At 47.6% G+C, this 20,443-nt stretch carries 18 protein-coding genes; 7 read left to right on the top strand and 11 right to left on the bottom strand.

Annotation, left to right across the window (positions count from 1 at the left end):
- Window positions 1-69 precede the first annotated feature (69 nt).
- The 3 genes from ilvN to K0H60_RS11320 form a co-directional block, all read right to left on the bottom strand.
- Window positions 70-564 carry an acetolactate synthase small subunit gene (ilvN, locus tag K0H60_RS11330; RefSeq protein ID WP_011622520.1) on the bottom strand — a complete coding sequence of 165 codons (495 nt, stop codon included), beginning with the start codon at window positions 562-564 and terminating at the stop codon, window positions 70-72.
- Entirely contained in the window at window positions 564-2,282 is a 1,719-nt protein-coding gene (locus tag K0H60_RS11325) for an acetolactate synthase 3 large subunit (protein ID WP_088211645.1), read from the bottom strand. The genes ilvN and K0H60_RS11325 overlap by 1 nt, the downstream gene beginning before the upstream one ends.
- Window positions 2,283-2,750: 468 nt before the next feature.
- On the bottom strand, window positions 2,751-3,974 hold the full coding sequence (locus tag K0H60_RS11320) for a multidrug effflux MFS transporter (RefSeq protein WP_220055778.1): 1,224 nt from the start codon (window positions 3,972-3,974) through the stop codon (window positions 2,751-2,753).
- Window positions 3,975-4,455: 481 nt separating this feature from the next.
- Here K0H60_RS11320 and K0H60_RS11315 point away from each other — a divergent pair, with 481 nt between their 5' ends.
- A complete protein-coding gene (locus tag K0H60_RS11315) occupies window positions 4,456-6,330 on the top strand; it encodes a choice-of-anchor I family protein (protein ID WP_220055777.1) in 1,875 nt (624 codons plus the stop codon).
- 132 nt (window positions 6,331-6,462) lie between these two features.
- Here the strand turns inward: K0H60_RS11315 and K0H60_RS11310 are convergent, their stop codons facing one another.
- Window positions 6,463-7,821, bottom strand: a complete 1,359-nt coding sequence (locus K0H60_RS11310) for an aminotransferase-like domain-containing protein (protein ID WP_220055776.1) — start codon at window positions 7,819-7,821, stop codon at window positions 6,463-6,465.
- 92 nt (window positions 7,822-7,913) lie between these two features.
- Between K0H60_RS11310 and K0H60_RS11305 the strand changes: the two genes are divergently transcribed.
- Together K0H60_RS11305 and K0H60_RS11300 are read left to right on the top strand one after the other, a co-directional pair.
- Window positions 7,914-8,540: a LysE family translocator gene (locus tag K0H60_RS11305; protein WP_220055775.1), complete on the top strand. Its 627-nt coding sequence runs from the start codon at window positions 7,914-7,916 to the stop codon at window positions 8,538-8,540.
- A gap of 193 nt (window positions 8,541-8,733) precedes the next feature.
- On the top strand, window positions 8,734-10,491 hold the full coding sequence (locus tag K0H60_RS11300) for a SulP family inorganic anion transporter (RefSeq protein ID WP_220055774.1): 1,758 nt from the start codon (window positions 8,734-8,736) through the stop codon (window positions 10,489-10,491).
- A gap of 90 nt (window positions 10,492-10,581) precedes the next feature.
- On the opposite strand, the gene K0H60_RS20570 is transcribed toward K0H60_RS11300, so the two are convergent.
- Complete coding sequence (locus tag K0H60_RS20570) at window positions 10,582-10,806, bottom strand: hypothetical protein (protein WP_011717211.1); 225 nt, start codon at window positions 10,804-10,806, stop codon at window positions 10,582-10,584.
- Between the two features lie 121 nt (window positions 10,807-10,927).
- Window positions 10,928-11,599 (bottom strand): glutathione S-transferase, encoded by a 672-nt coding sequence (locus K0H60_RS11295; RefSeq protein WP_220055773.1) that lies wholly within the window; start codon window positions 11,597-11,599, stop codon window positions 10,928-10,930.
- 268 nt (window positions 11,600-11,867) lie between these two features.
- Here K0H60_RS11295 and trhO point away from each other — a divergent pair, with 268 nt between their 5' ends.
- The 3 genes from trhO to K0H60_RS11280 all read left to right on the top strand — a co-directional run bounded on the left by trhO (window position 11,868) and on the right by K0H60_RS11280 (window position 14,260).
- Window positions 11,868-12,860 (top strand): oxygen-dependent tRNA uridine(34) hydroxylase TrhO, encoded by a 993-nt coding sequence (trhO, locus tag K0H60_RS11290; protein ID WP_088211707.1) that lies wholly within the window; start codon window positions 11,868-11,870, stop codon window positions 12,858-12,860.
- Window positions 12,861-13,343: 483 nt separating this feature from the next.
- Entirely contained in the window at window positions 13,344-13,808 is a 465-nt protein-coding gene (locus tag K0H60_RS11285; protein ID WP_220055772.1) for a hypothetical protein, read from the top strand.
- 95 nt (window positions 13,809-13,903) lie between these two features.
- Window positions 13,904-14,260, top strand: coding sequence for a hypothetical protein (locus K0H60_RS11280; protein ID WP_258405734.1), 357 nt, complete (start codon window positions 13,904-13,906; stop codon window positions 14,258-14,260).
- Window positions 14,261-14,402: 142 nt separating this feature from the next.
- Here K0H60_RS11280 and crr read toward each other — a convergent pair whose 3' ends face one another.
- The 5 genes from crr to K0H60_RS11255 all read right to left on the bottom strand — a co-directional run bounded on the left by crr (window position 14,403) and on the right by K0H60_RS11255 (window position 19,200).
- Window positions 14,403-14,912: a PTS glucose transporter subunit IIA gene (gene crr / locus K0H60_RS11275; protein WP_220055770.1), complete on the bottom strand. Its 510-nt coding sequence runs from the start codon at window positions 14,910-14,912 to the stop codon at window positions 14,403-14,405.
- A gap of 72 nt (window positions 14,913-14,984) precedes the next feature.
- Window positions 14,985-16,688: a phosphoenolpyruvate--protein phosphotransferase gene (gene ptsP, locus K0H60_RS11270; protein WP_220055769.1), complete on the bottom strand. Its 1,704-nt coding sequence runs from the start codon at window positions 16,686-16,688 to the stop codon at window positions 14,985-14,987.
- Window positions 16,689-16,720: 32 nt separating this feature from the next.
- The gene (locus K0H60_RS11265; protein ID WP_011717205.1) at window positions 16,721-16,978 is read right to left on the bottom strand and encodes an HPr family phosphocarrier protein; all 258 of its coding nucleotides are present in this window, start codon (window positions 16,976-16,978) and stop codon (window positions 16,721-16,723) included.
- A 23-nt stretch (window positions 16,979-17,001) separates the two neighbouring features.
- Window positions 17,002-17,397 (bottom strand): ACT domain-containing protein, encoded by a 396-nt coding sequence (locus tag K0H60_RS11260; protein ID WP_220055768.1) that lies wholly within the window; start codon window positions 17,395-17,397, stop codon window positions 17,002-17,004.
- 165 nt (window positions 17,398-17,562) lie between these two features.
- Entirely contained in the window at window positions 17,563-19,200 is a 1,638-nt protein-coding gene (locus tag K0H60_RS11255; protein WP_220055767.1) for a methyl-accepting chemotaxis protein, read from the bottom strand.
- Window positions 19,201-19,549: 349 nt separating this feature from the next.
- Between K0H60_RS11255 and K0H60_RS11250 the strand changes: the two genes are divergently transcribed.
- The gene (locus tag K0H60_RS11250; protein WP_220055766.1) at window positions 19,550-20,266 is read left to right on the top strand and encodes a DUF3334 family protein; all 717 of its coding nucleotides are present in this window, start codon (window positions 19,550-19,552) and stop codon (window positions 20,264-20,266) included.
- Window positions 20,267-20,443 lie beyond the last annotated feature (177 nt).

The raw sequence follows: 20,443 nt of genomic DNA, 5'->3' as shown, positions 1-20,443 counted from the left end.
ATCCCATGCTGGCTATTTCAAAACATTGCGATGGCAAGTTCGAATGCGTTGATGGGCATTTCAGCGCCATTAGGCTCTCATCGCTTTTTCGCCGCGGGCAAGACCTACAACACCCGAGCGCGACACTTCTACCACCTTGGTCACTTCACCCATGGAGTGAATAAAGGCATCGAGTTTTTCGGTCGTGCCCACCAATTGAATGGTGTAGAGATTGGCGGTGACATCGACAATCTGCCCACGGAAGATATCGGCGGTGCGCTTAATTTCTTCCCGTAATTCCCCTTGAGCGCGGACTTTAACCAGTGCCAACTCCCGCTCAATATAAGCCGATTCGGTGACATTCGACACCTTGAGCACATCGACTAACTTGTGCAGTTGTTTCTCGATTTGCTCTAGCACCTTTTCGTCGGCCACCACGGTAATATTGAGGCGCGATAAGGTGTTATCATCGGTTGGTGCCACAGTTAAACTTTCGATGTTGTAACCGCGTTGGGAAAAAAGGCCGACAACACGAGATAAAGCGCCGGATTGGTTTTCGAGTAATACAGATATAATTCGACGCATTAGCATTTCTCCGTTTTGCTTAACCACATTTCATTCATCGCGCCGCCGCGGATAAGCATGGGATACACGTGCTCAGTCTCATCCACCATTATGTCGATAAATACCAATCTGTCTTTCATGGCAAGGGCTTCGGCCATCTTAGACTCAAGTTCAGCGGGATCGCTAATCGTCATGCCAACATGGCCATAGGCTTCGGCAATTTTGGCAAAGTTGGGTACCGAATCCATATAGGAATGGGAATGGCGACCCGAGTAGATCATATCCTGCCACTGTTTCACCATGCCGAGGAAACGGTTGTTTAAGTTGATAATTTTAACCGGCGTATCGTATTGCAGAGCGGTTGAAAGCTCTTGAATATTCATCTGAATCGAGCCATCGCCCGTGACGCACACAACGGTTTCGTCAGGCATTGCCATTTTGACTCCCATGGCTGCGGGTAAACCAAAGCCCATGGTGCCAAGGCCGCCGGAGTTAATCCAATGGCGAGGTTTATCGAAGGGATAATAGAGCGCGGCAAACATTTGATGCTGGCCCACATCCGAGGCAACATAGGCCTCACCATTAGTGAGTTTGTAAAGGGTTTCAATCACTTGCTGTGGTTTGATACGATTGCTTTCTTTATCGTATGCCAAGCAGTTACGGTTACGCCACACTGTGATTTCTTGCCACCATTGATTAATTGCCTCGCTATCGTTGCTCTCCTTCGACTCCTCCAGCAGGGCTAACATGCTGTCCAGTACGATATCGGCCGAGCCAACGATGGGGATATCCACTCGTACGGTTTTTGAAATCGATGAAGGGTCAATATCGATATGCAAAATAGTGGCATTTGGGCAGTATTTCTCGATGTTGTTGGTGGTTCTGTCATCGAAACGCACGCCAATCCCGAAGATAAGATCGCAGTTATGCATGGTCATATTGGCTTCATAGCGACCGTGCATCCCCAGCATGCCTAAACTGTTTTTATGGGTGCCGGGGAAGGCGCCAAGGCCCATTAAGGTGCTGACAACGGGGATATTCAACTTTTCCGCTAGGGCTAAGATCTGCTTTTCACTGCTGGAGATAATGGCGCCGCCGCCCACATAGAGAACGGGTTTTTTCGCCGCCAGTAATGCCTGTAATCCACGTCGGATTTGCCCCTTGTGGCCCGATGTCGTTGGATTATAGGAGCGCATTTTAATGCTCTCGGGGTAAATATAGTCGTGCAGTAATGCAGGATTGAGGCAATCCTTTGGCAAGTCTACAACGACGGGGCCGGGGCGACCCGTGGAGGCTATATAAAAGGCTTTTTTAATGATCTCAGGGATTTGAGTCGGATCTTGTACTAAAAAGCTGTGTTTGACGACTGGGCGTGAAATCCCAATCATGTCGCATTCTTGGAACGCATCGTTACCGATTAAATTGCTGGGTACTTGGCCAGATAACACCACTAATGGAATTGAATCCATATAGGCGGTGGCGATGCCAGTAATGGCATTGGTGGCACCTGGGCCTGAGGTCACGAGTACCACGCCTACTTTACCCGTGGCGCGGGCATAACCATCGGCCATATGCACGGCGGCTTGTTCGTGACGAACCAGAATATGTTCAATACCGGGGATAAGGTGCAGGGCGTCGTAGATATCTAACACTGAGCCGCCAGGATAACCAAATATGTGCTTTACACCTTCATCGATAAGGGATCGCACAATCATGCTGGCGCCGGATAACTTCTCCATGTGAAACTCCTATTGCATAGTACCGTTACGGTAAACAGTATCTTGTTACAGCGACGGTAATCGCTCTAAAAATAAGCCTGAAGGGTAATTCAGACTCCGATTGCTGAGCTTGAAACCATCGATTTCAAGCGCTCATCCCTTTGGATGCAGCAGCTGTTGCAATGAACAGAATTTCATCATATTCAAAAAAGAACACATTTCAAGGCTTTTATATAAAAAATAACCAACTTGAAACAATTTCATGTTTAGACGCGATAAACGCTTATGAAACGGGAGTTTTCGTGTGTGAAGATTCTATTTAACCTCTTTCATTAGAATGGGTTAGCTAATTTTCAATGAAAAACGGCACTCAAGGTTCTATATATAACCTGAGTGCCGTTTATTTAGAAAACACTTAATTTGTTACAAATCAACCACAAAAGCGATGAATACCATAATTACATCATTTACGTGGCATAAAGATGCAGATTACTCCTTCGGCTTGGCTTGATGAGTCGGTCGGTTAAATTGACAGAATCCCACCAACAACACTGCCGTCAGCATTAATGCCGAGAAGGGCACTGCGGTGCCATTGTAAAACAGCGCGAGTAATGGCCCTGCAAGGGCGCCAAAGCCGAATCTTAAGGTGCCAATCACCGCCGTTGCTGTGCCTGTTTCCTGCTTGAATTTCATCAGCACAATGGCATCGGCGTTGACCGACATGATGCCAAGGCTCCCCATAAGCGGGATCAACATCAATACGGTGAAATGATAACTGAGCCCCAGTAAGTTCACTCCCAGTAAACCTACCGCCGCCAGCGCACCGAAGAAGGTCGACACGTGCAGCATCCTCAACGAGCCATAACGGCCCACAATTCGGGTGTTGATAATATTTGCCAGCATCAGCGCGCCCACATTGGTACTAAAGAGCAGGGCAAATAAGGATTTATCTAAGGAAAAAACCTCCATATAGACAAAGGGCGACGCGGTTAAATAACAAAAAAACGCAAAAGAGGTAAGCACGCCACTGGCAATGTTCATTTTGACGCCGGGACGTGAAAACACAGTAGCATACGCGCCTAAAAAGGATTTTTGACTGCGGCTACTCTGATCTTTATCGCTCGGCATTCTGAGCAACGTAATGACCAACAACAGCAACAACATGGCATAGGCCGATTGGATAAAGAAGATCAAATGCCATTCGCCAAGCTCGAGGATAAGGCTACCGATGCTGGGTGCTAATAATGGTGCTAACATCATGATTAAACTGACATAAGACATACCCTTAGCCGTGTTTTCACCATAGACTTCTTTGATATACCCAGGGACGACCACAGTGGCAGCCGCGCCGATAAAGGCTTGTAAAAAGCGCAGTCCTAAAAACACTTCAATCTGCTCGGCTAAGCCCAATAACAGGCTGACTACCATAAAGCCCGAGAGACCCATTATTACCATGGGGCGACGACCAATACGGTCTGCAAGTGGGCCAAAGCACAGCATACCCAAGGCGTAGCCGCCCAAGTAAACACTCAAGGATTGTTGCACTAGAGTGATATCGGTATGGAAACTATGGGCGAGGGTTGCCATGGCGGGCAAATACATGTCGATCGCGAGCGGCGTGATCGCAACAATAGCGGCGAGCATAGGGATCAGCAGGGCCAAATGGGGAATGTTGCTCGGTTTAGTCGGATAGCTTGACGGTTGTGGGTCCACAGTTACCTCGGGTGGCGAAAGAAGGCGATATAAAGTGTTATGCACTCGAAAAACCAAAATTGTAGGGTAACAATTTTGTCTGTTAGCGGCTCATTTCGCCTCAATTGACATAGCGTATCTCGCCATGAGCATTGGAGGAGTATAGGGGAGAAATGAGTGACCAGCGAAGACACAGCCAACAGTTGAACTGAATGATAGGTCTTGTCATCGAGTATAAGGATATTAAGCCATAACATAGTAAAACGCTCGGGCAAATAAGCCAATCTCGATGACGATATCTTTACACTTAAATTGTAACCAAAATCGCTTTACTGTCCTTGTATTGCATTAATTTACCAATGTACGCCTGAGCGTCATTCATTCGACTGAGATTGTCACTCCAGTGTCATCTGTATGTCATCTAACCGTCTTGAATGCGGATTAGTTTAATGGGCTTTAGCTTAACCCTACGACTAATAACAACACATTCAGGAATGATGCAATGAACACAAAACGACTGCCGCTGGCCAGTGCGATACTGGCAAGTTTACTCCTTGGTGCCTGTAATGGTGATGATGGTACCAATGGTGAGCAGGGGGATAACGGCTTAAATTCATTAGTTAAAGTGACCGCACTCGCCGTAGGTGATGCGAACTGTCCCGCTGGTGGTCAACGCATCGATACCGGGCTTGATGCGAATCGTAATGGCCAGTTGGAAGAAACTGAAATCGATGCGGCGCAAACACAATTTATTTGCCAACCCCAAGCTGCGGGAGTCACAGCTGAGCTGATTGGCCGCCATCAAACGGGCGTTTATGGCCTGAGTGCCGCTGAGATTGTCGAATATCACAGTGCTTCTCAGCGTATTTTTGTGGTTAATGCGAGAAGCGGTAAAGTCGACACTATCGATGCGCACTTACTTGGTAATGCGACCACGGCAACTGCGCCATTAGCCTTGAATAATCTTGATAAGCTCGGCGAGCTGGATGTTGCTAAAGATGTGGGCTTAAGTTTTATGGGCAGCGTTAACAGCGTCAGTATTTCTGGTAACTTGTTAGCGGCGGCCATTGAGCGCGGCGATGCGGCGGGTAATAAGACTCAAGCCAATGGTTATGTGGCTTTCTATCAACTTAATGGCAATGATACGCCGCAGTATCTCAGCGCGGTTGAAGTTGGTGCTTTACCGGATAACGTGGTCTTTAGCCATGATGGCAAAACGGTACTCGTTGCCAACGAAGGCGAACCAAATCAAGACTATAGTCTCGATCCTGAGGGTAGTGTAGCCATTATTGCCATTGCGGATGGCAAACCCGCTGCGATGGCAACGCTAGTGACATTCACCGAGTTTAATCAGGGCAATGCACGCTATAATGAAATCACCAAGGACATTAAAATCAATGGCCCTATGGCCACTGTCGCGCAGGACTTAGAGCCTGAGTATATCAGTGTCAGTCCCGATAACAGCCGTGCCTTTGTGAGCCTGCAGGAGAATAATGCCATCGCCGTGATTGATATCGTCAATGCCAAAGTTGCGAAGATTTTACCTTTGGGACTGAAGGATTACGGTCTTGATGTGAATAAAATTGATGCAAGTGACAAGGACGATATGATCAACCTTCAGGCCTATGCGGGCGTGTATGGCATGTATCAACCCGATACCGTAGCGAGTTACCGTTGGAATAATGCTGATTTTATTGTTACCGCAAACGAAGGGGATTCCCGCGACTATGCTGGGTTTTCGGAGGAAGCCCGCGCAGGTGACTTAACCTTAGATCCTAATCATCCACAATTTGCCGCCGCGAAAGATAAGACCCAATTAGCCCGTTTGAAAGTGACTAAGAGTATGGGGGATGACGATAACGACGGCGATTATGACAAAATCGTGAGCTTCGGCGCGCGCTCCTTCTCAATCTGGACGGCCGATGGTCAACAGGTGTTTGACAGTGGTAGCGATTTTGAGCGGATCACCGCAGCCTTGTTAGGCAATAACTTCAACAATAACAATGAAGAAAACAAAGGTGATAGTCGCAGCGACGATAAAGGACCCGAGCCTGAAGCCTTAGCCCTAGGCAAAATTGGCCAAAAACTCTATGCCTTTATCGGGCTTGAACGTACCTCTGGTTTTATGATTTACGACGTGACCAATCCCTTTGACGTGCATTTTGTGGATTATGTGGTAAACCGTGATTTTGAGGCGGATTTCAGCATAGATACAGATACAGGCGAAGTGAAAGGTGATGCCAGTTTGGCGGGAGATTTAGGGCCAGAAGGCATGAAGTTTGTGAGTGCCGAGAAGAGTCCAAATGGTCAGCCTCTGCTGATTATCGGCAATGAAGTCAGTGGCACAACCAGCGTGTATCAGATTAAGGTGCAATAGCCATAGCTTGAGTTCAAGGTGCCATAACGTTACATCTCGACACCTAAAATGCTTGTGATTAAGCAAGCTTAAAACGCCAGAGCATCACTCTGGCGTTTCTTTTTGCTTATTTCTAGCGATAAAAATGCAAGGTTAAACCACCGAATAGGCGTTTTGCTTGAGGGCATTGAAGGTGGACTCGATACATTCGAGTGCAAGCTGGAATTGGGTATCGTTTTCGGCGCCACCTAAACTTAAACGGATAAAGTTATCATGGCAGTTAAAGTCATCCCCATTACGGATCAGCACACCTTTCGCGGCTAAGGCGGTCACTAGATGATGGGCTTTAATGTCTTCGGGTAACTGAACCCAGCCATTTAAACCACGCCAGCGTTGAGTTAACCCTAGCCTGTCGCCCAATGCCATGCACTGCTGCTGACGCTCGCGAATAATGGCATCGCGATTGGCGGTGATTTGCCCGCGCTTGATTAGCTGACAGGCTAGCTCCACATTGAGTGGCGAAACCATCCAACACTGGCTGTGGATGGCGAGGCGCAATGGGGCGATGAGCGGCTCGGGTACTAGGATAAAACCTTGCCTTAAGCCCCCTGAAAACAGCTTAGACAGGCTTGAAATGTAAATGACTCTCGGATTATTCAGCGTCTGTGCTAACTGCCACAGCGGAGAGTGCCATTCTTCTGGGAGGCAATAATTCACATCATCTTCAATGATATAAAACTGGTACTGCTCCGCGAGTGCCAACAGTTTTTCTCTCTGTTGCTCACTGTATTGGATGCAGGTTGGGTTTTGATTGTTAAGGGTTAAATACACCAGCTTAGGTTGATGGATTTGCACTAAGGCTTCGAATCTAGCGAGATCGACCCCGTCAGAGGTTAACGGCACGCCAATACTATTGATCCCTAATTGTTTTGCGCAAATACGCACTCCAGGATAGCTGTACTGCTCGTGCAGTAGCACCTCGCCCTTGGTGAGGAAGGCATTAAGGCAGGCAAAAATGGCCTGTTGGCCACCATGGGTAAAGACCAATTGCTCGGGTTGCTGTTCAATCCCGCGTTGTAAAAGCCAGTGGTGAAATATCTGTTGATGTTGATCTAACGGGCTGGCGCGATAGCCAAGGAGTTGACTCAGTTTAGCCGGATCCTTAGCCAGTTGGCTTAGGCAATCACTCAGGGTACTAATTTGATCCGTCAGTGGTTGTTGACACGTCGCCATATTGAGCTGCAAGTTACCGAGCTCTGGCACGGGAGAGGCGTTAACATAAGTCCCATCACCGATACGAGCTTCCACATAGCCGCGCTGCTCTACAAGGGCATAGGCCCGGGTGACAGTGCCTATAGTCACCCCAAGTGCATCGGCTAAACGTCGCTGTGGTGGGAGTTTTGTGCCATGGGGCAGGACTTTACGCAAAATGCCTTGCTCAATGGCACTGACGAGACGTTGATATTTAGGGCCAGTAAATGCCTCTAGATCCGGTGTCCAAATTGTACCCATGACAATAAATCCATTGATCTCCGTTAATCTACCTATATTATTTATTGTATCGTTTATTGTCAAATACTGTATGCGTACAATTTAAGGTGTTTATGGATATTCAACTTGTCAATGACCCACAACTCTGGACTTTAATGGCCTCAGCTGCACTCTTTTGTGCAACCATGACTATGACTCCTGGGCCGAATAATATTTTACTCGCCAGCTCCGGCGCCCATTTCGGGGTGATGCGTACCATTCCGCATATTGCGGGGATCCGCTTAGGCTCGACTTCTTTGCATCTGTCGGTATTACTCGGTCTTGGTGCTCTGTTCGAGGCGTTTCCGGTGTTGCATCAAGTGCTAAAGTACGCGGCATTAGTGTATTTACTGCACCTTGCCTATCGATTGGTGACCTCTCCCGTTAAGGCGGCACATTTGGATGAAGGGCGTAAGCCTATGAGTATGATGGAGGCGGCGCTGTTTCAGTGGATTAATCCCAAATCTTGGATGTCGACCATTACCCTTTGCAGCGCGTTTACTTTAGGGGGCGATGGCTTTTGGCTCAGCGCGGTATTGGGCGTGCTGGTGTTTAATCTGGTGGGATTTCCCGCGTCCTTCACTTGGGTATTTGTGGGCGCTGCAATCAGTAAAAAGCTGAATACGGATAAACGTCGACGTCATTTTAACTGGTTTATGGGCAGTTTATTGTTGGTGTCCTTACCTATAATCCTGCGTTAAAGAGTGCTAATTGCGCTAAAAGCTTAAATATTCTGGGATACTGACTCGCGTAAGGATTGGCTTTATGCCATAACCAACATACTATTGGTGGCTTTTTTAGGTAACGGCCTTTTGGGATCCCATTGAGGCTTAGTTATACTTAGCCACCGCAAGTTAGTGATTAACTTGGGAGTGAGTATATGGAGGTTACTGCGTGAAGTTTCCCAGTTTAGTATCGTTAATGCCTGGTTTGGCGCAGATGCTGCAGTATGAGAAGCAATGGCTCAGGGATGATGTGAGGGCGGGATTATCCGTGGCGGCGGTTGCTTTACCCGTTGCTATCGCCTACGCCCAATTGACCGGGGTCAATGCCGCCGTGGGTTTATACTCCTGCGTGCTGCCCATGTTGGTATATGCACTGTTTGGCACATCTAGACAATTGATTGTTGGTCCCGATGCCGCCACCTGCGCCGTGATTGCCGCCGTGGTGACGCCGCTTGCCGCTGGCGACAGCATGAAGCACTGGCAACTGGTGATGACCATGACGGCCATGACGGGCTTTTGGTGCTTAATCGCCAGCCGCTTTCGCCTTGGGGTATTAGCAGACTTTCTCTCCAAACCTATTCTGATGGGGCTACTCAATGGTGTGGCGATCACCATTATCGTTGGCCAATTCTCAAAGATTTTTGGTTTTACCTTCGATGAGCGTTATTTGATTGAGCGCTTATCCGGCGCGCCTTCCTATTTAACTCGAACCCACTGGCCTACCTTGCTGATGGGAGTGGTGACCTTAGTGACCTATGCCTTAGTGAAACGATATCGTCCTCAGTGGCCAGCCTCTATGTGTGCGATGGCGATGGCGGCGTTTTTAGTCTGGGCCTTTAATTTAACCAGCTTGGATATCAATGTAGTCGGTGAGGTGAGCGCGGGTTTACCCTCGTTCCAAGCGCCTGTGTTTGATATCGGTATAGCCCGTGAACTGGTGGTGCCCGCACTCAACTTAGCCATGGTGAGCTTTGTGAGCATGATGCTGACGGCGCGCAGTTTTGCGGCGAAAAATGGCTACGATATTGATGCGGATAAAGAGTTTCGCGCCCTTGGGATTGCGAATATCGCCTCCGCGTTATCCCAAGGTTTTGCGGTCAGTGGCGCCGATTCACGCACCGCGGTGAACGATGCAAACGGCGGCAAGAGTCAATTGGTGTCCATCATCGCAGCGGTCTTAATTGCATTAGTCGCGCTATTTTTTACCGCGCCACTGAAATATATCCCCAGTTCTGCGCTCGGCGTGGTATTGGTGATTGCTTCGATTTCCTTGATTGATTTAAAGGCGTTGTGGAACCTGCGCGTGCGGGACCGCTCCGCCTTTTTACTCGCCTGTACAACCTTATTCTCGGTGCTGTTTATTGGGGTTATTCCAGGCATTACCTTAGCGGTATTGCTGGGCTTATTCCAATTTTTAGCGACCGTGATGCGCCCAACCGATCAAGTGCTCGGGCTTGACCAAAAAGGGGTCATTCGTAGCGTGGATGATTCGGGTAAGGCCAAATCTGTGCCCGGCGTGTTTATCTACCGTTTCAACTCGCCGTTAACCTACTTCAACGCCACTTACTTTAAGCGCCGCTTACTGGAGAAGTTTATCCGCGAGCCAGAGCCCGTTGATTGCATTATCATCGATGCCGTCCCGTGTTTTACTCACTTAGATTTGAGTGTGATGGCCATGCTTGCGGATTTACATCAATTATTGAAGAAACGCGGCATACGCTTAGTGTTAGCCGGACGTAAACGACAGATGCTCGGTTGGTTTGAACAAGCGGGAATGCAGTCCGGTGAAGGCGGTATCTTGATCCGACCCGATTTATATCTGGCGCTGAAAATGAACCAAAGTTACAAACAAGCGTTAGCCGAGGGGCAGGCGCCGGTGATCAAAAAAGATCCCGAGGATGATGTGTTATTGCACAGTCATTTATAGAAGCAAACCTAATAAAAAAGCGCGATATTGTTCGCGCTTTTTTATGGCTCATTCAACACCCTTAGAAAACATCGGTGAGCTTAAATTAACTCAGTCATTTGGCAGTTTATCTAAGGGTATTAAACCGTGGTAGGCATAGTAGCCTATGGGTCCTAAAAATAAACTCAGTAGGCACCAGAGGCATTTTTTATTGGTGCTAAGGTTAGCTTGACTCTTAAATACCCTACGAGCAAAGACGCAATGTAGTAGGGTTAGCCCTATGAGCATCGCAATGATCTTAATATCCGTATTTTCCAAGTACCTGATCCCTGTCATTCATCGTGATGATTTAGCATAAAATGTTAAAAACGATTGAGTTACTTTACCTAAGTGCTACGTACTTTACTCGAACATTTTACCGATTGCTATTATGTATATCAAAAATAAACGTTAATTCTTATTCACTTATAGACGTTCCTAACAAGTAAGTCGGCGGATTGCCAGCTTGCCAGATCACATATTTTTCCATTGCTTGTAGAAATATCTCACTGCTGGTTAGCGTCGTTAACCAGTTCATTAGGCGTGGAAACGCCACTGTCAGATCACGTTTGCTATCCACCGCCGTAAATTGGCGGATAAAAGGCACAATAGCAAAATCAGCTAGGCTTAACGTGGGGCCGATTAGGTAAGGATGTTGCTGAAGCTGTGCTTCGAGTCGTTCAAGAAAAGTGCTGGCCTTGGCAAAATAATCCGCTTGGGTGTATTCAGGATAACGGTCGGCATATTTGTACTTATCCTGCCAAGGTTTAAATTCAACATCATTCTGCGCGATAAGCTCAGCAATCAAGTTTTGCGCTGATGCGGTTTCTCCGAGTAATTGCTGTGCGGCTTGTGAATGTGTATTTGTCAGTGCCCAGCGCATAATCTCTAAGCTCTCGGCAATTACCTCACCCGTAGGGAGCTGTAATACCGGCACTGTGCCCTTGGGGGAGATGGCTAACATTTCTGTGGGTTTTGCTTTAAGGGTGATTTCCCGTACCTCTACCTGGCACTGGCCGAGCAATAGACCAAGGCGAGCGCGCATGGCATAAGGACAACGGCGAAAACTGTAGAGTATGGGTAAGGGCATAGTTGTGTTCCTTAAAGCAATCATAAAAGCGATGTCGCCACTGCTGCGGCTCAAAAGTCGGCAATAGTAGTGACTTTAAAACAGAAATACTGCGTTTATTACTGATTTTTCCACCGTTTGGCTTGTAAATAAACAATGACCTTGGTTTTTGTCTGTGTTTATCTGACTGTGACTCAGGTAGAATTTCGGCCGATTTTTGCGACCCAGCTTAGGCTGGTTATTAGTTAATGCACTGGAAATTAAGTTCCAGCCAGCAGTTGAGGGTGTTATGTCTAACGTTGTTGTTTGTGCTTTATATAAGTTTGTTTCATTACCGCATTTTGAGTCGCTGCGTGAGCCACTCCTGTCCATGATGGAGCAGGCCGAGATTAAAGGCACATTATTGCTGGCAAATGAAGGGATTAATGGCACTGTGGCTGGCTCTCAAGCCGCCATCGATGCACTGCTGGCTTGGCTGAATAACCAAAATGGCCTCGAAAACATCGTTTACAAGTTATCCTTTGACGATGAAATGCCTTTCTACCGCACTAAGGTGAAGCTGAAAAAAGAAATCGTCACCATGGGCGTTGAAGGTATCGATCCGCTTAAAGTGGTGGGCACCTATGTAAAACCACAGGACTGGAACGCACTGATTTCCGATCCAGAAGTCATCCTAGTGGATACCCGTAACGACTATGAAGTGCAAATTGGCACCTTTAAAAATGCCATTAACCCAGTGACCGAAACCTTCAGAGAATTCCCTGAGTATGTGAAGCAGAACCTCGATCCTGCCAAGCATAAGAAAGTCGCGATGTTCTGTACCGGCGGTATCCGCTGCGAAAAATCGACCGCTTATTTAAAAGAGCAAGGCTTCGAAGAAGTCTATCACCTCGAAGGTGGCATCCTTAAGTACCTCGAAGAGGTGAAACAGGAGGAAAGCCTGTGGGAAGGTGAATGTTTCGTCTTCGATAACCGCGTCGCCGTTGACCATGATTTAAAGAAAGGCCAATACGATCAATGTAATGCTTGTCGTATGCCGATCACTGAAGCCGAAAAATTAAGCCCTGCCTATGTGCAAGGCGTTAGCTGCCCACATTGTATCGATAAGATTTCAGACGAGCAGCGTAAGCGCTTTGTTGAACGTGAGCGCCAAGTGAACTTAGCGAAATCACGTAACGAAGCACACATTGGTAGCGATGTGAATCAAGTGATTGAAGCCCGCCGTCAAAAGAAAGAAGCGCTGCGCCAGCAATCGGCCGAAAAGAACAAGGCTAAGCAATAAGGTAAGTAATAAGGTTTTTACCTCTCTCTTGAGCGCGTGCGTTCTCGACTATGACCATTATGGCCCGACATGTTCGGGCCATTTTTTTACTAAATGTCTTAGGGCGTGTTGACGTTTCGAGATTAGATTTTGTTCGTTCTGGCAAGCACGTGCTTGCGAAACGAGGAATGAAGTGTAGTTATTCTACTCAAATGACGAGCGGCTCTTATGACAGAAAGTAAGAGCAAGGGCTTGCCAGATGAACCCTTCGGGCAGCATTTGGCTGACGTTTCTGCTGCGTTATCGTCCGTTTATGTAGAATAACTACACTGCACGGACGTTACATTGCATAAAAGTTAGCCAAATTGCTGCAAAAATAACCCGGAAACGTCAACACGCCCTAGTAACAGTGTTAGCATTTTTAACCCTATGATAAATTTGCCTAAATAAAATCGTGTCTTGGCAAAGTCAGCAGCGCCAGACATCTTGCAGCAGGGACAGGGCATGAGTATTTGGAAAGAGTTATACGACATTTTTGATAAAGAGCGCAGCCGCTGGCAACAATCGACGGCGGGTAAACAGGCCATCAGCTTCGAGTTAAAGGCTAATTTAGGTTTTCTCGCCGATGCCTTGAGCAGTGGTTTGCCTCAACAGGCGATAATTCAAGGGCTTGAGTGCACTCTATTTGAGGCAAAAATCAAAGAAGGTTTAGCGCTGACCAGCCTGAATCGACGTAAAGTGACATTGAAATTTATCGGTGAATTTGCCGAGTTTGCTAAGTATGTGGGCAAAGAGAATGCCGAGCTGGTGGAGAATGCCTACTCAAAAATCAAATCCTTACAGAAGCTCGCATCAGCAAAACCCGATAACAATTACGATCTTAGAATTAAATCACTGTTTCGGTTTCTGGTGTTTATCGTGGCACATCTTGAGGAGCGTCCGCTCACGCGTCAATCTGCCAAAGGCTAATGCTTTTTACACGGGATTGAGCTTGAGTGTCGGGCACTACAAAGACGATTACCAATCCAAAGTGCTGCCAGCAGGAGAGTTTTTCAAGGATGAAGATGAATAATACTAAGTGGCGAGAATGTTTGAGTATATTGGCCGCGCATCGGGTTTATCTGCAACTGCGCTTAGTGGGAGATGCTGATTTTTCGCTGGATTATGAAGCCGCTTATCGAGTGATTAGCCAGATTGATTCTCGAGATTTTGTGTTTGTCCGCAAGACCATCCCCTATAAAGACATTGCGGCGCTGCGGATTGTGAAGGATACATTTCCCGCAGCCGAAACGCATAACTTAAACCAAGCAAGTGCGACGCTTTTTACTGCAGAACTTGCTGAGTTAAGAGGTAAGCTGATGCAACTGGGGCAATTACCGCTGACAGAAGATGACGAGTCTATCCTGATCACGGCTTATTGATGCCGCGAATCGGCGCTGGCGAAAACAGTTGAGCAAACCCTGATGTCAGTGGTGGAGAGCTGTGCGTTGTTTGGGAGAGCGACTGGCAGGCAAGGGGCTCTGCCAGTGATCGTTCGTAAGCGGGCGGTAAAGCGGATAACCGTTAAAGCTGAACAGTAAAAATCGCGTCTTTACCTGCGGTGACGCTACCTTGGGCTTTATCTAAGTATTTCACATCTTCCATATTGGCCAGCACAACGGGAGTGAGTAGGCTATCTACTTGATCTTTTAGGAAATCAATATCGAAAGACAGAATGGGATCGCCCACTTTGACCTCTTGGCCTTCCTCTGCCAAACGGCTAAAACCTCGGCCCCTTAACTCAACGGTACCAACGCCAAAGTGCACGAAAAGCTCTAATCCCTGTGGCGATTCGATACTAAAAGCATGATTAGTCTCAAAAATTTTACCTATGGTGCCGTCGATTGGGGCGACAATCGTGTCTCCCTTTGGCGCAATGGCGATACCATCACCCACAATTTTCTCTGCAAATACCACATCGGGGACCTTTTCAATGGCCACAATTTCCCCGTTCACTGGGGCGTAAACCATAATGCCGCCAGCCAGTTGTGGTTGTCCTGATACCAATCGCCTTATTCGGCTTAGAAATCCCATTATTCTGTGCCCCTTCGCTTGTTTTTGTTGTTATCTTTTTAGTCTGTAAAGCAGCATAACCAATAAAATGTATTATTTATAGCTTGTTATACACTGCTGTAGTTCTGTAATTCTATTCTGTTGCATGGCGGTGTGCGCTAACGCAGAAAATTTCGTCAATTGCCCTTGGCAAACGGCGGCCTTCACCTCCAGCAATGCACTTAAGTTCACGCTGAGTTCATCGAGTCCCATACCGATAAGGAGCGGGACCATCAGCGGCGAGCTGGCAAGTTCGCCACAGAGTGACACTTTGACTCCAGCAGCTTTGGCTTGGTCGACGGTCATCTTGATGAGCCCTAAAATCGCCGGTGACAGGGAAGGGTAATCCCGCGTCAGTTGCGGATTCGTGCGATCCGCCGCCATGGCATATTGGGTTAAGTCATTGGTGCCTATGCTCACAAAATCTAAGCGTGGCAGCATGGAGGCAAGATTCATCACGGCGGCGGGCGTTTCGACCACTATCCCGTAACTGAGTTCACCGAAGCCTTTTTCTTCCTCTTCGAGGGCATCTTGGCATTCGGCAATGAGGGTAAAAATCTGATCGAGTTCTTCAACCTGATTCACCATGGGAAACATGAGTCGAATGGGGCCATGATTGGCCGCTCGCAAAATCGCCCTGAGTTGGGTCTTAAACAGCTCTGGATGCGCCAAGGTATATCTAACTCCGCGTAGCCCAAGGGCGGGATTGTCCTCGACCTCCTGGCAGAGGCAGGGCAGCTCTTTATCGGCACCAATATCTAAGGTTCTGATCGTAAAGGTCTTACCGCCTAGCGCATGCAAGGCTTCGCAGTACAGATTGTATTGCGCTTTTTCATCCGGCAGTGTACTGGTGTGCATCAACATAAACTCGGTGCGAAACAGACCAATACCATCGGCACCCACATCACCAACATGGGTGATATCGTTCAAGTTGCCCACGTTGGCCATCAGGCCTACGAGGTGGCCATCTTGGGTCTTGGCGGACACGTCTCGATACGCTTGCAGGGCGGCACGTCGGGCTTGCTCATGGTGCAATGTGACGGTTAAGCGTGCCTGCTGCTCGGGCGCTGGATTAACAAAAAGCTCGCCACTGAGGGCATCGAGCACCAGTGGCGTGCCATTGGGAATAAACTCGGCATCGAACTGGCAGCTAAGAATAGCGGGGATCCCCGCCGCGCGGGCTAAAATCGCCGTATGGCTGGTTAAGCCGCCAGTTTTAAGCACTATGCCGCTGATCTGCTCCTTGGGTAATAGCGCAAATTCGGCGGGAGTGAGATCTTGCGCCAAGAGGATTGTCGGCTCAGTTAACTGAGCTAAGCCTTGATCTAAGCGTCCGTTAATAGCCGTGACTAATCGTTGGCCTAGGCAACGTACATCTTGGGCGCGATTGGCAAGATAGGGATCGTCTAAGGATTCAAGCTCATTCGCCTGATGGGCGAAGATCCGCTCGACCGCCACACTGGCAGATAACTGCAGGGTACGGATCGCTTCCTTCACTTGGTCGATAAGCTCTTCGTCTTCAAGCAGTAACAAATCGGCTTCAATTAACTGATAGTTTTCGCTTTGTGGGTCGAGCTTAGTTTGGCTGTGGCTGAGTTGTTGTTGCAGCGCCTGTAGGGCTTTGACAAATTTACTCTGTTGCTGCGGGATCCGTGATAGGGGAATAGGGCGATAATCGAGATGGTGTTCGGCCTGGGTAAGGTGGAGCGCCTGTCCAAAGGCAATCCCCGATGACACTATGATCCCCGTAATCGACATATTCGTTCCTATCAAGCTGGCTAAGATGCCGTTTAACTTAAAGTGATGAGCAGTTCCGAGACTTTCTCGACCGCTTCCTGTGCCTGCTCACCTTCGGCAAACACTTTGACGGTGACGCCATGATACAGGCCTAATGTTTGCAATTTAAATAAGCTTTTGGCACTGGCCTGTTTGCCATTGCATTCAACTAGTACATCGCAGTTGAAGGTTTTCGCTTCTTTCACTAACAGGGCGGCTGGGCGGGTATGAATACCATGTTTTGCGGTGATAGTGACAGATTTTTCGTACATAGTGGTTTAACTCTTTAGCAATATTATGGCGCTTCGTTCGACTCAATAATCTTGTAACCCGCCTTTTTTAAGGCGGCAACGGCGCTTTGGAGACAATTTTTCTTGACCAAAATATAGTCGGTATCGAAGGTGGAAAGGGCAAAAATACTGATCTGCGCATCGGCTAAGATACCGGATATTTTCGATAAAATGCCTGTCATCGAAAATCCCAGCGGGCCTAAGACTTCAAAACAGCACCAATGGGGTTCTTGCTCTAAACTGTCGAGCTCAAGTTCACTCGATACCACGACTGTCAGCCCTTCCTCGGTTCGGCCGATAAAGTACACTTCTTCGGCAAAGACTTCGCTAGGTAATTGAGCATTAGGGCTAAAACTGTGGATGGTATACTGCCGCGGGTGAACGGCTAAGGTCATGCGCATGGGCGTTCCTCAATCGGCAATAGGGTAAAGTCATATCCTAGTTTATAGCATGGATACCCGTCTAGATTGCATCTAACCTAGTTGAGTGAAGTATTTTAAACTAAAAGAGGACGTTCTAATACGTCCTCTTTGATGGTGGTTGCTCTGATTATCTTATCCGGCGAACTAGATTTTGAATTGGCCTAAGGTATGTGACATATCTTGGCTAATATCCTGCAATGACTGCGCCGCGCGGCTGTTACCTTCATTAGCTTTGACTGAGACTTCGGTTAATTCCGAAATATTACAAATATTGCGGTTGATTTCCTCCGTCACCAGCGACTGCTCCTCAGTCGCACTGGCGAGCTGGGTGTTCATATCGCTGATATGGGCGATAAGCTGCAAAATTGCCGCCATGGCATTACCCGCTTCACGGGCTTTGGCTTGTAATTCATCGGATTGAGTCTGTGTTTGGCTATTGCTCTTCATCACTGAGTTCACGCCCATTTGAATATCCGAGATGATTTTTTGGATTTCGTTGGTGGAGTCTTGGGTGCGATTGGCCAGTGCGCGCACTTCATCGGCGACCACGGCAAACCCGCGGCCATGGCTCCCCGCACGGGCGGCTTCGATGGCGGCATTGAGGGCTAACAGGTTCGTTTGCTCGGCAATAGAGCGAATGACATCGAGGATGCTGCCAATTTGTGCCGAGGATTGCCCGAGTTTTTGGGTGATCACTTCTGATGCCCTTAGCTCTTGCACCAGTTTTTCGGTATCACGCACTGTATCATCGATTACCGCTTGGCTTTGCTGCGCCTGATTTTTCACACTGTTGGCCGCATCGGCAGCCTGCTGGGTGTTGCTCGCCATCTCATGGGTGGTCGAAAGCATTTGATTCACAGCGGTGGCTACGCTGCCGGTTTCACGGTGGATATGTTCGGCGCTTTGGTTCGATTCTTCAACGGCCAGCATTAACTGCTTGGCATCATTGTCGAGGGACTGGCCCAATGGCTGTAAATGACCCACCATGTCGCCAATTTTCTGGGCAAACAGGTTGAAGGCGTGGGCTAGGTGCGCCACTTCATCCTTGCCTTGGGTGCTTAAACGTTGGCTTAAATCACCTTCACCCTGGGCGATATCTTCCAGCGCATCGATAGCGTCGTTTAACGGTGAGGTAATGGAGTGATTCAGTACCAGGAAAAACGCGAAAATCGGTACAGAAATTAAAAACATGATAATCAGATAATCGATGATCACGGCTTTAAGATTTTGTTTCACGTCGCTTAAGTAAGCACCAGTGATGAGCGTCCAGCCCCATTCGGGATAATAACGGGCTTCGACCAACTTATCCTCAATGTTCTTCGACACGGGATTCGCAATCGGATATTCGAGCATAGTTTTGCCGTTTTTACGGGCTAGCGGCAACATAGTGGCAAGGGGATTCGTGCCATTTTGTAGTTTAAAATTGAGCGCCGATGTGCCAATAAGATCGCTGCGTTCGCCATGGGCGAGGATCTGATTATTATCATCGATCACAATAAAGTAGCCGACACCGGCGTAACGGGTTTGGTCAATCAGGTTTGCCGCCGCTTGTTGCGCTTCAGCTTCTGACAGCTTGCCGCTGAGGGCATCTTGGCGATAAATATCGATTACACTGAGGAGGCTGCCGAGCTGGCCATCAATCTGTTGCCACTTTTGCTCAATAAGATTGCTGTATTGCTCTTTAATGGAAAAACTCGCAAAACACACAGTACCTATAGCCGCCATCACTAACATCATCATCAGTCGTTGGAGAATAGTGAATCGGCGCAAGAATGTGATCATGAGGGGTCCTTAAGGCGCAAAAAGAGTGGCCATCAATATACCTGCGAATCCCTTCTAAATGAATCATCGTGCGTTAAATTTCGGGTAAACACGTTAAGAATATTGGGATTCTTTGATCTTAAGCAGAATATTGTTTAGCACTGTGACTGATTGATGCTTTTATCGCTAAACCGTGTATCACCAAGGCGAATAAGACGTTAGACTGAATCGCGTATTTTATGAAATTCAAGCAGTTAGCCTTTAGATATACTTAATATTTCAGAGCCAGACTGCTAATTAATTGTTTTGGTTTTGATTTTTTATGCTTTTACGCGCAAGATTAATCATCAGTTTAGTTTGAGAATGGATTATGACAACAAACACTATTGTGACTTCGGATGATATTTTACTGAAGTTATGCCACTCGGTCGCCCATGTGTTATCGAGCACTAGTGCCAGCCATGTGAGCCACGCGGGCATGGTGCAAAGCATTACTCGCACCCGCTTAAAACCCGATTTAGGCTGTTTTTCGATTTTTGATGGCGGCTTTTCAGGGTTAGTGGTGATCAACTTTTCTGCCCCTGCGGCCATCGAAATCTATCGCCGCTATATGCTCAATATGGGCATGCCAGAGGAAGAGCTCGCCTTTTCCCACACGTCCGATGAAGTCGGGAACGTGATGGGCGAGTTGATGAACCAAATCTTGGGCGACTTTATTAATAAGGTTTCCAAGGAACTGCAAACCTCTATCAGCCAAAGTCAGCCTAAAATGTTAACCATAAACAAAGAGCTGACGATTTCTATCGATGCAAACTTAGACGATGCTGTCGCAAGACGTGTGTCCTTTAAAACTGAAAATAATCATATTTTCTACCTCGAATTTGCCATGGATAAGACCGAGTTTATAAAACTCGATGAGTTTGAATACGACGAAGAGTTCGACCCTGACAGCTTGCTCGAACAGCATGGTCTTGGCGCTAATGCGTCTACGCAACCAGATACCGCATCACCCTGGAGCCGTATGACGGATAAACCCGCCATCGCCAGTACGAATGCCGATGATTTGCTCGATGAGTTAGGGATTTAACTTTATTTAGCGTTGTAGGGTGTCGGTATAAGCCTTAGTTGTATCGACACTGCTTTGTTAGCATGGGTGAGGGCGTTTGTTGTACAAGCTTTGCAGCCATTTTCATCAAGGTTTTCATCTCTGCTAACTTGTTAGTCAGTTGTAAACCCTTCGGCTATACAAGTTATTCGAACTGTT

This window comes from Shewanella mangrovisoli, from assembly GCF_019457635.1.
Lineage (GTDB): Bacteria > Pseudomonadota > Gammaproteobacteria > Enterobacterales > Shewanellaceae > Shewanella > Shewanella mangrovisoli.
Note: the sequence above shows the minus strand (reverse complement) of the source record. Positions and strands in the feature narration are given on the sequence as shown.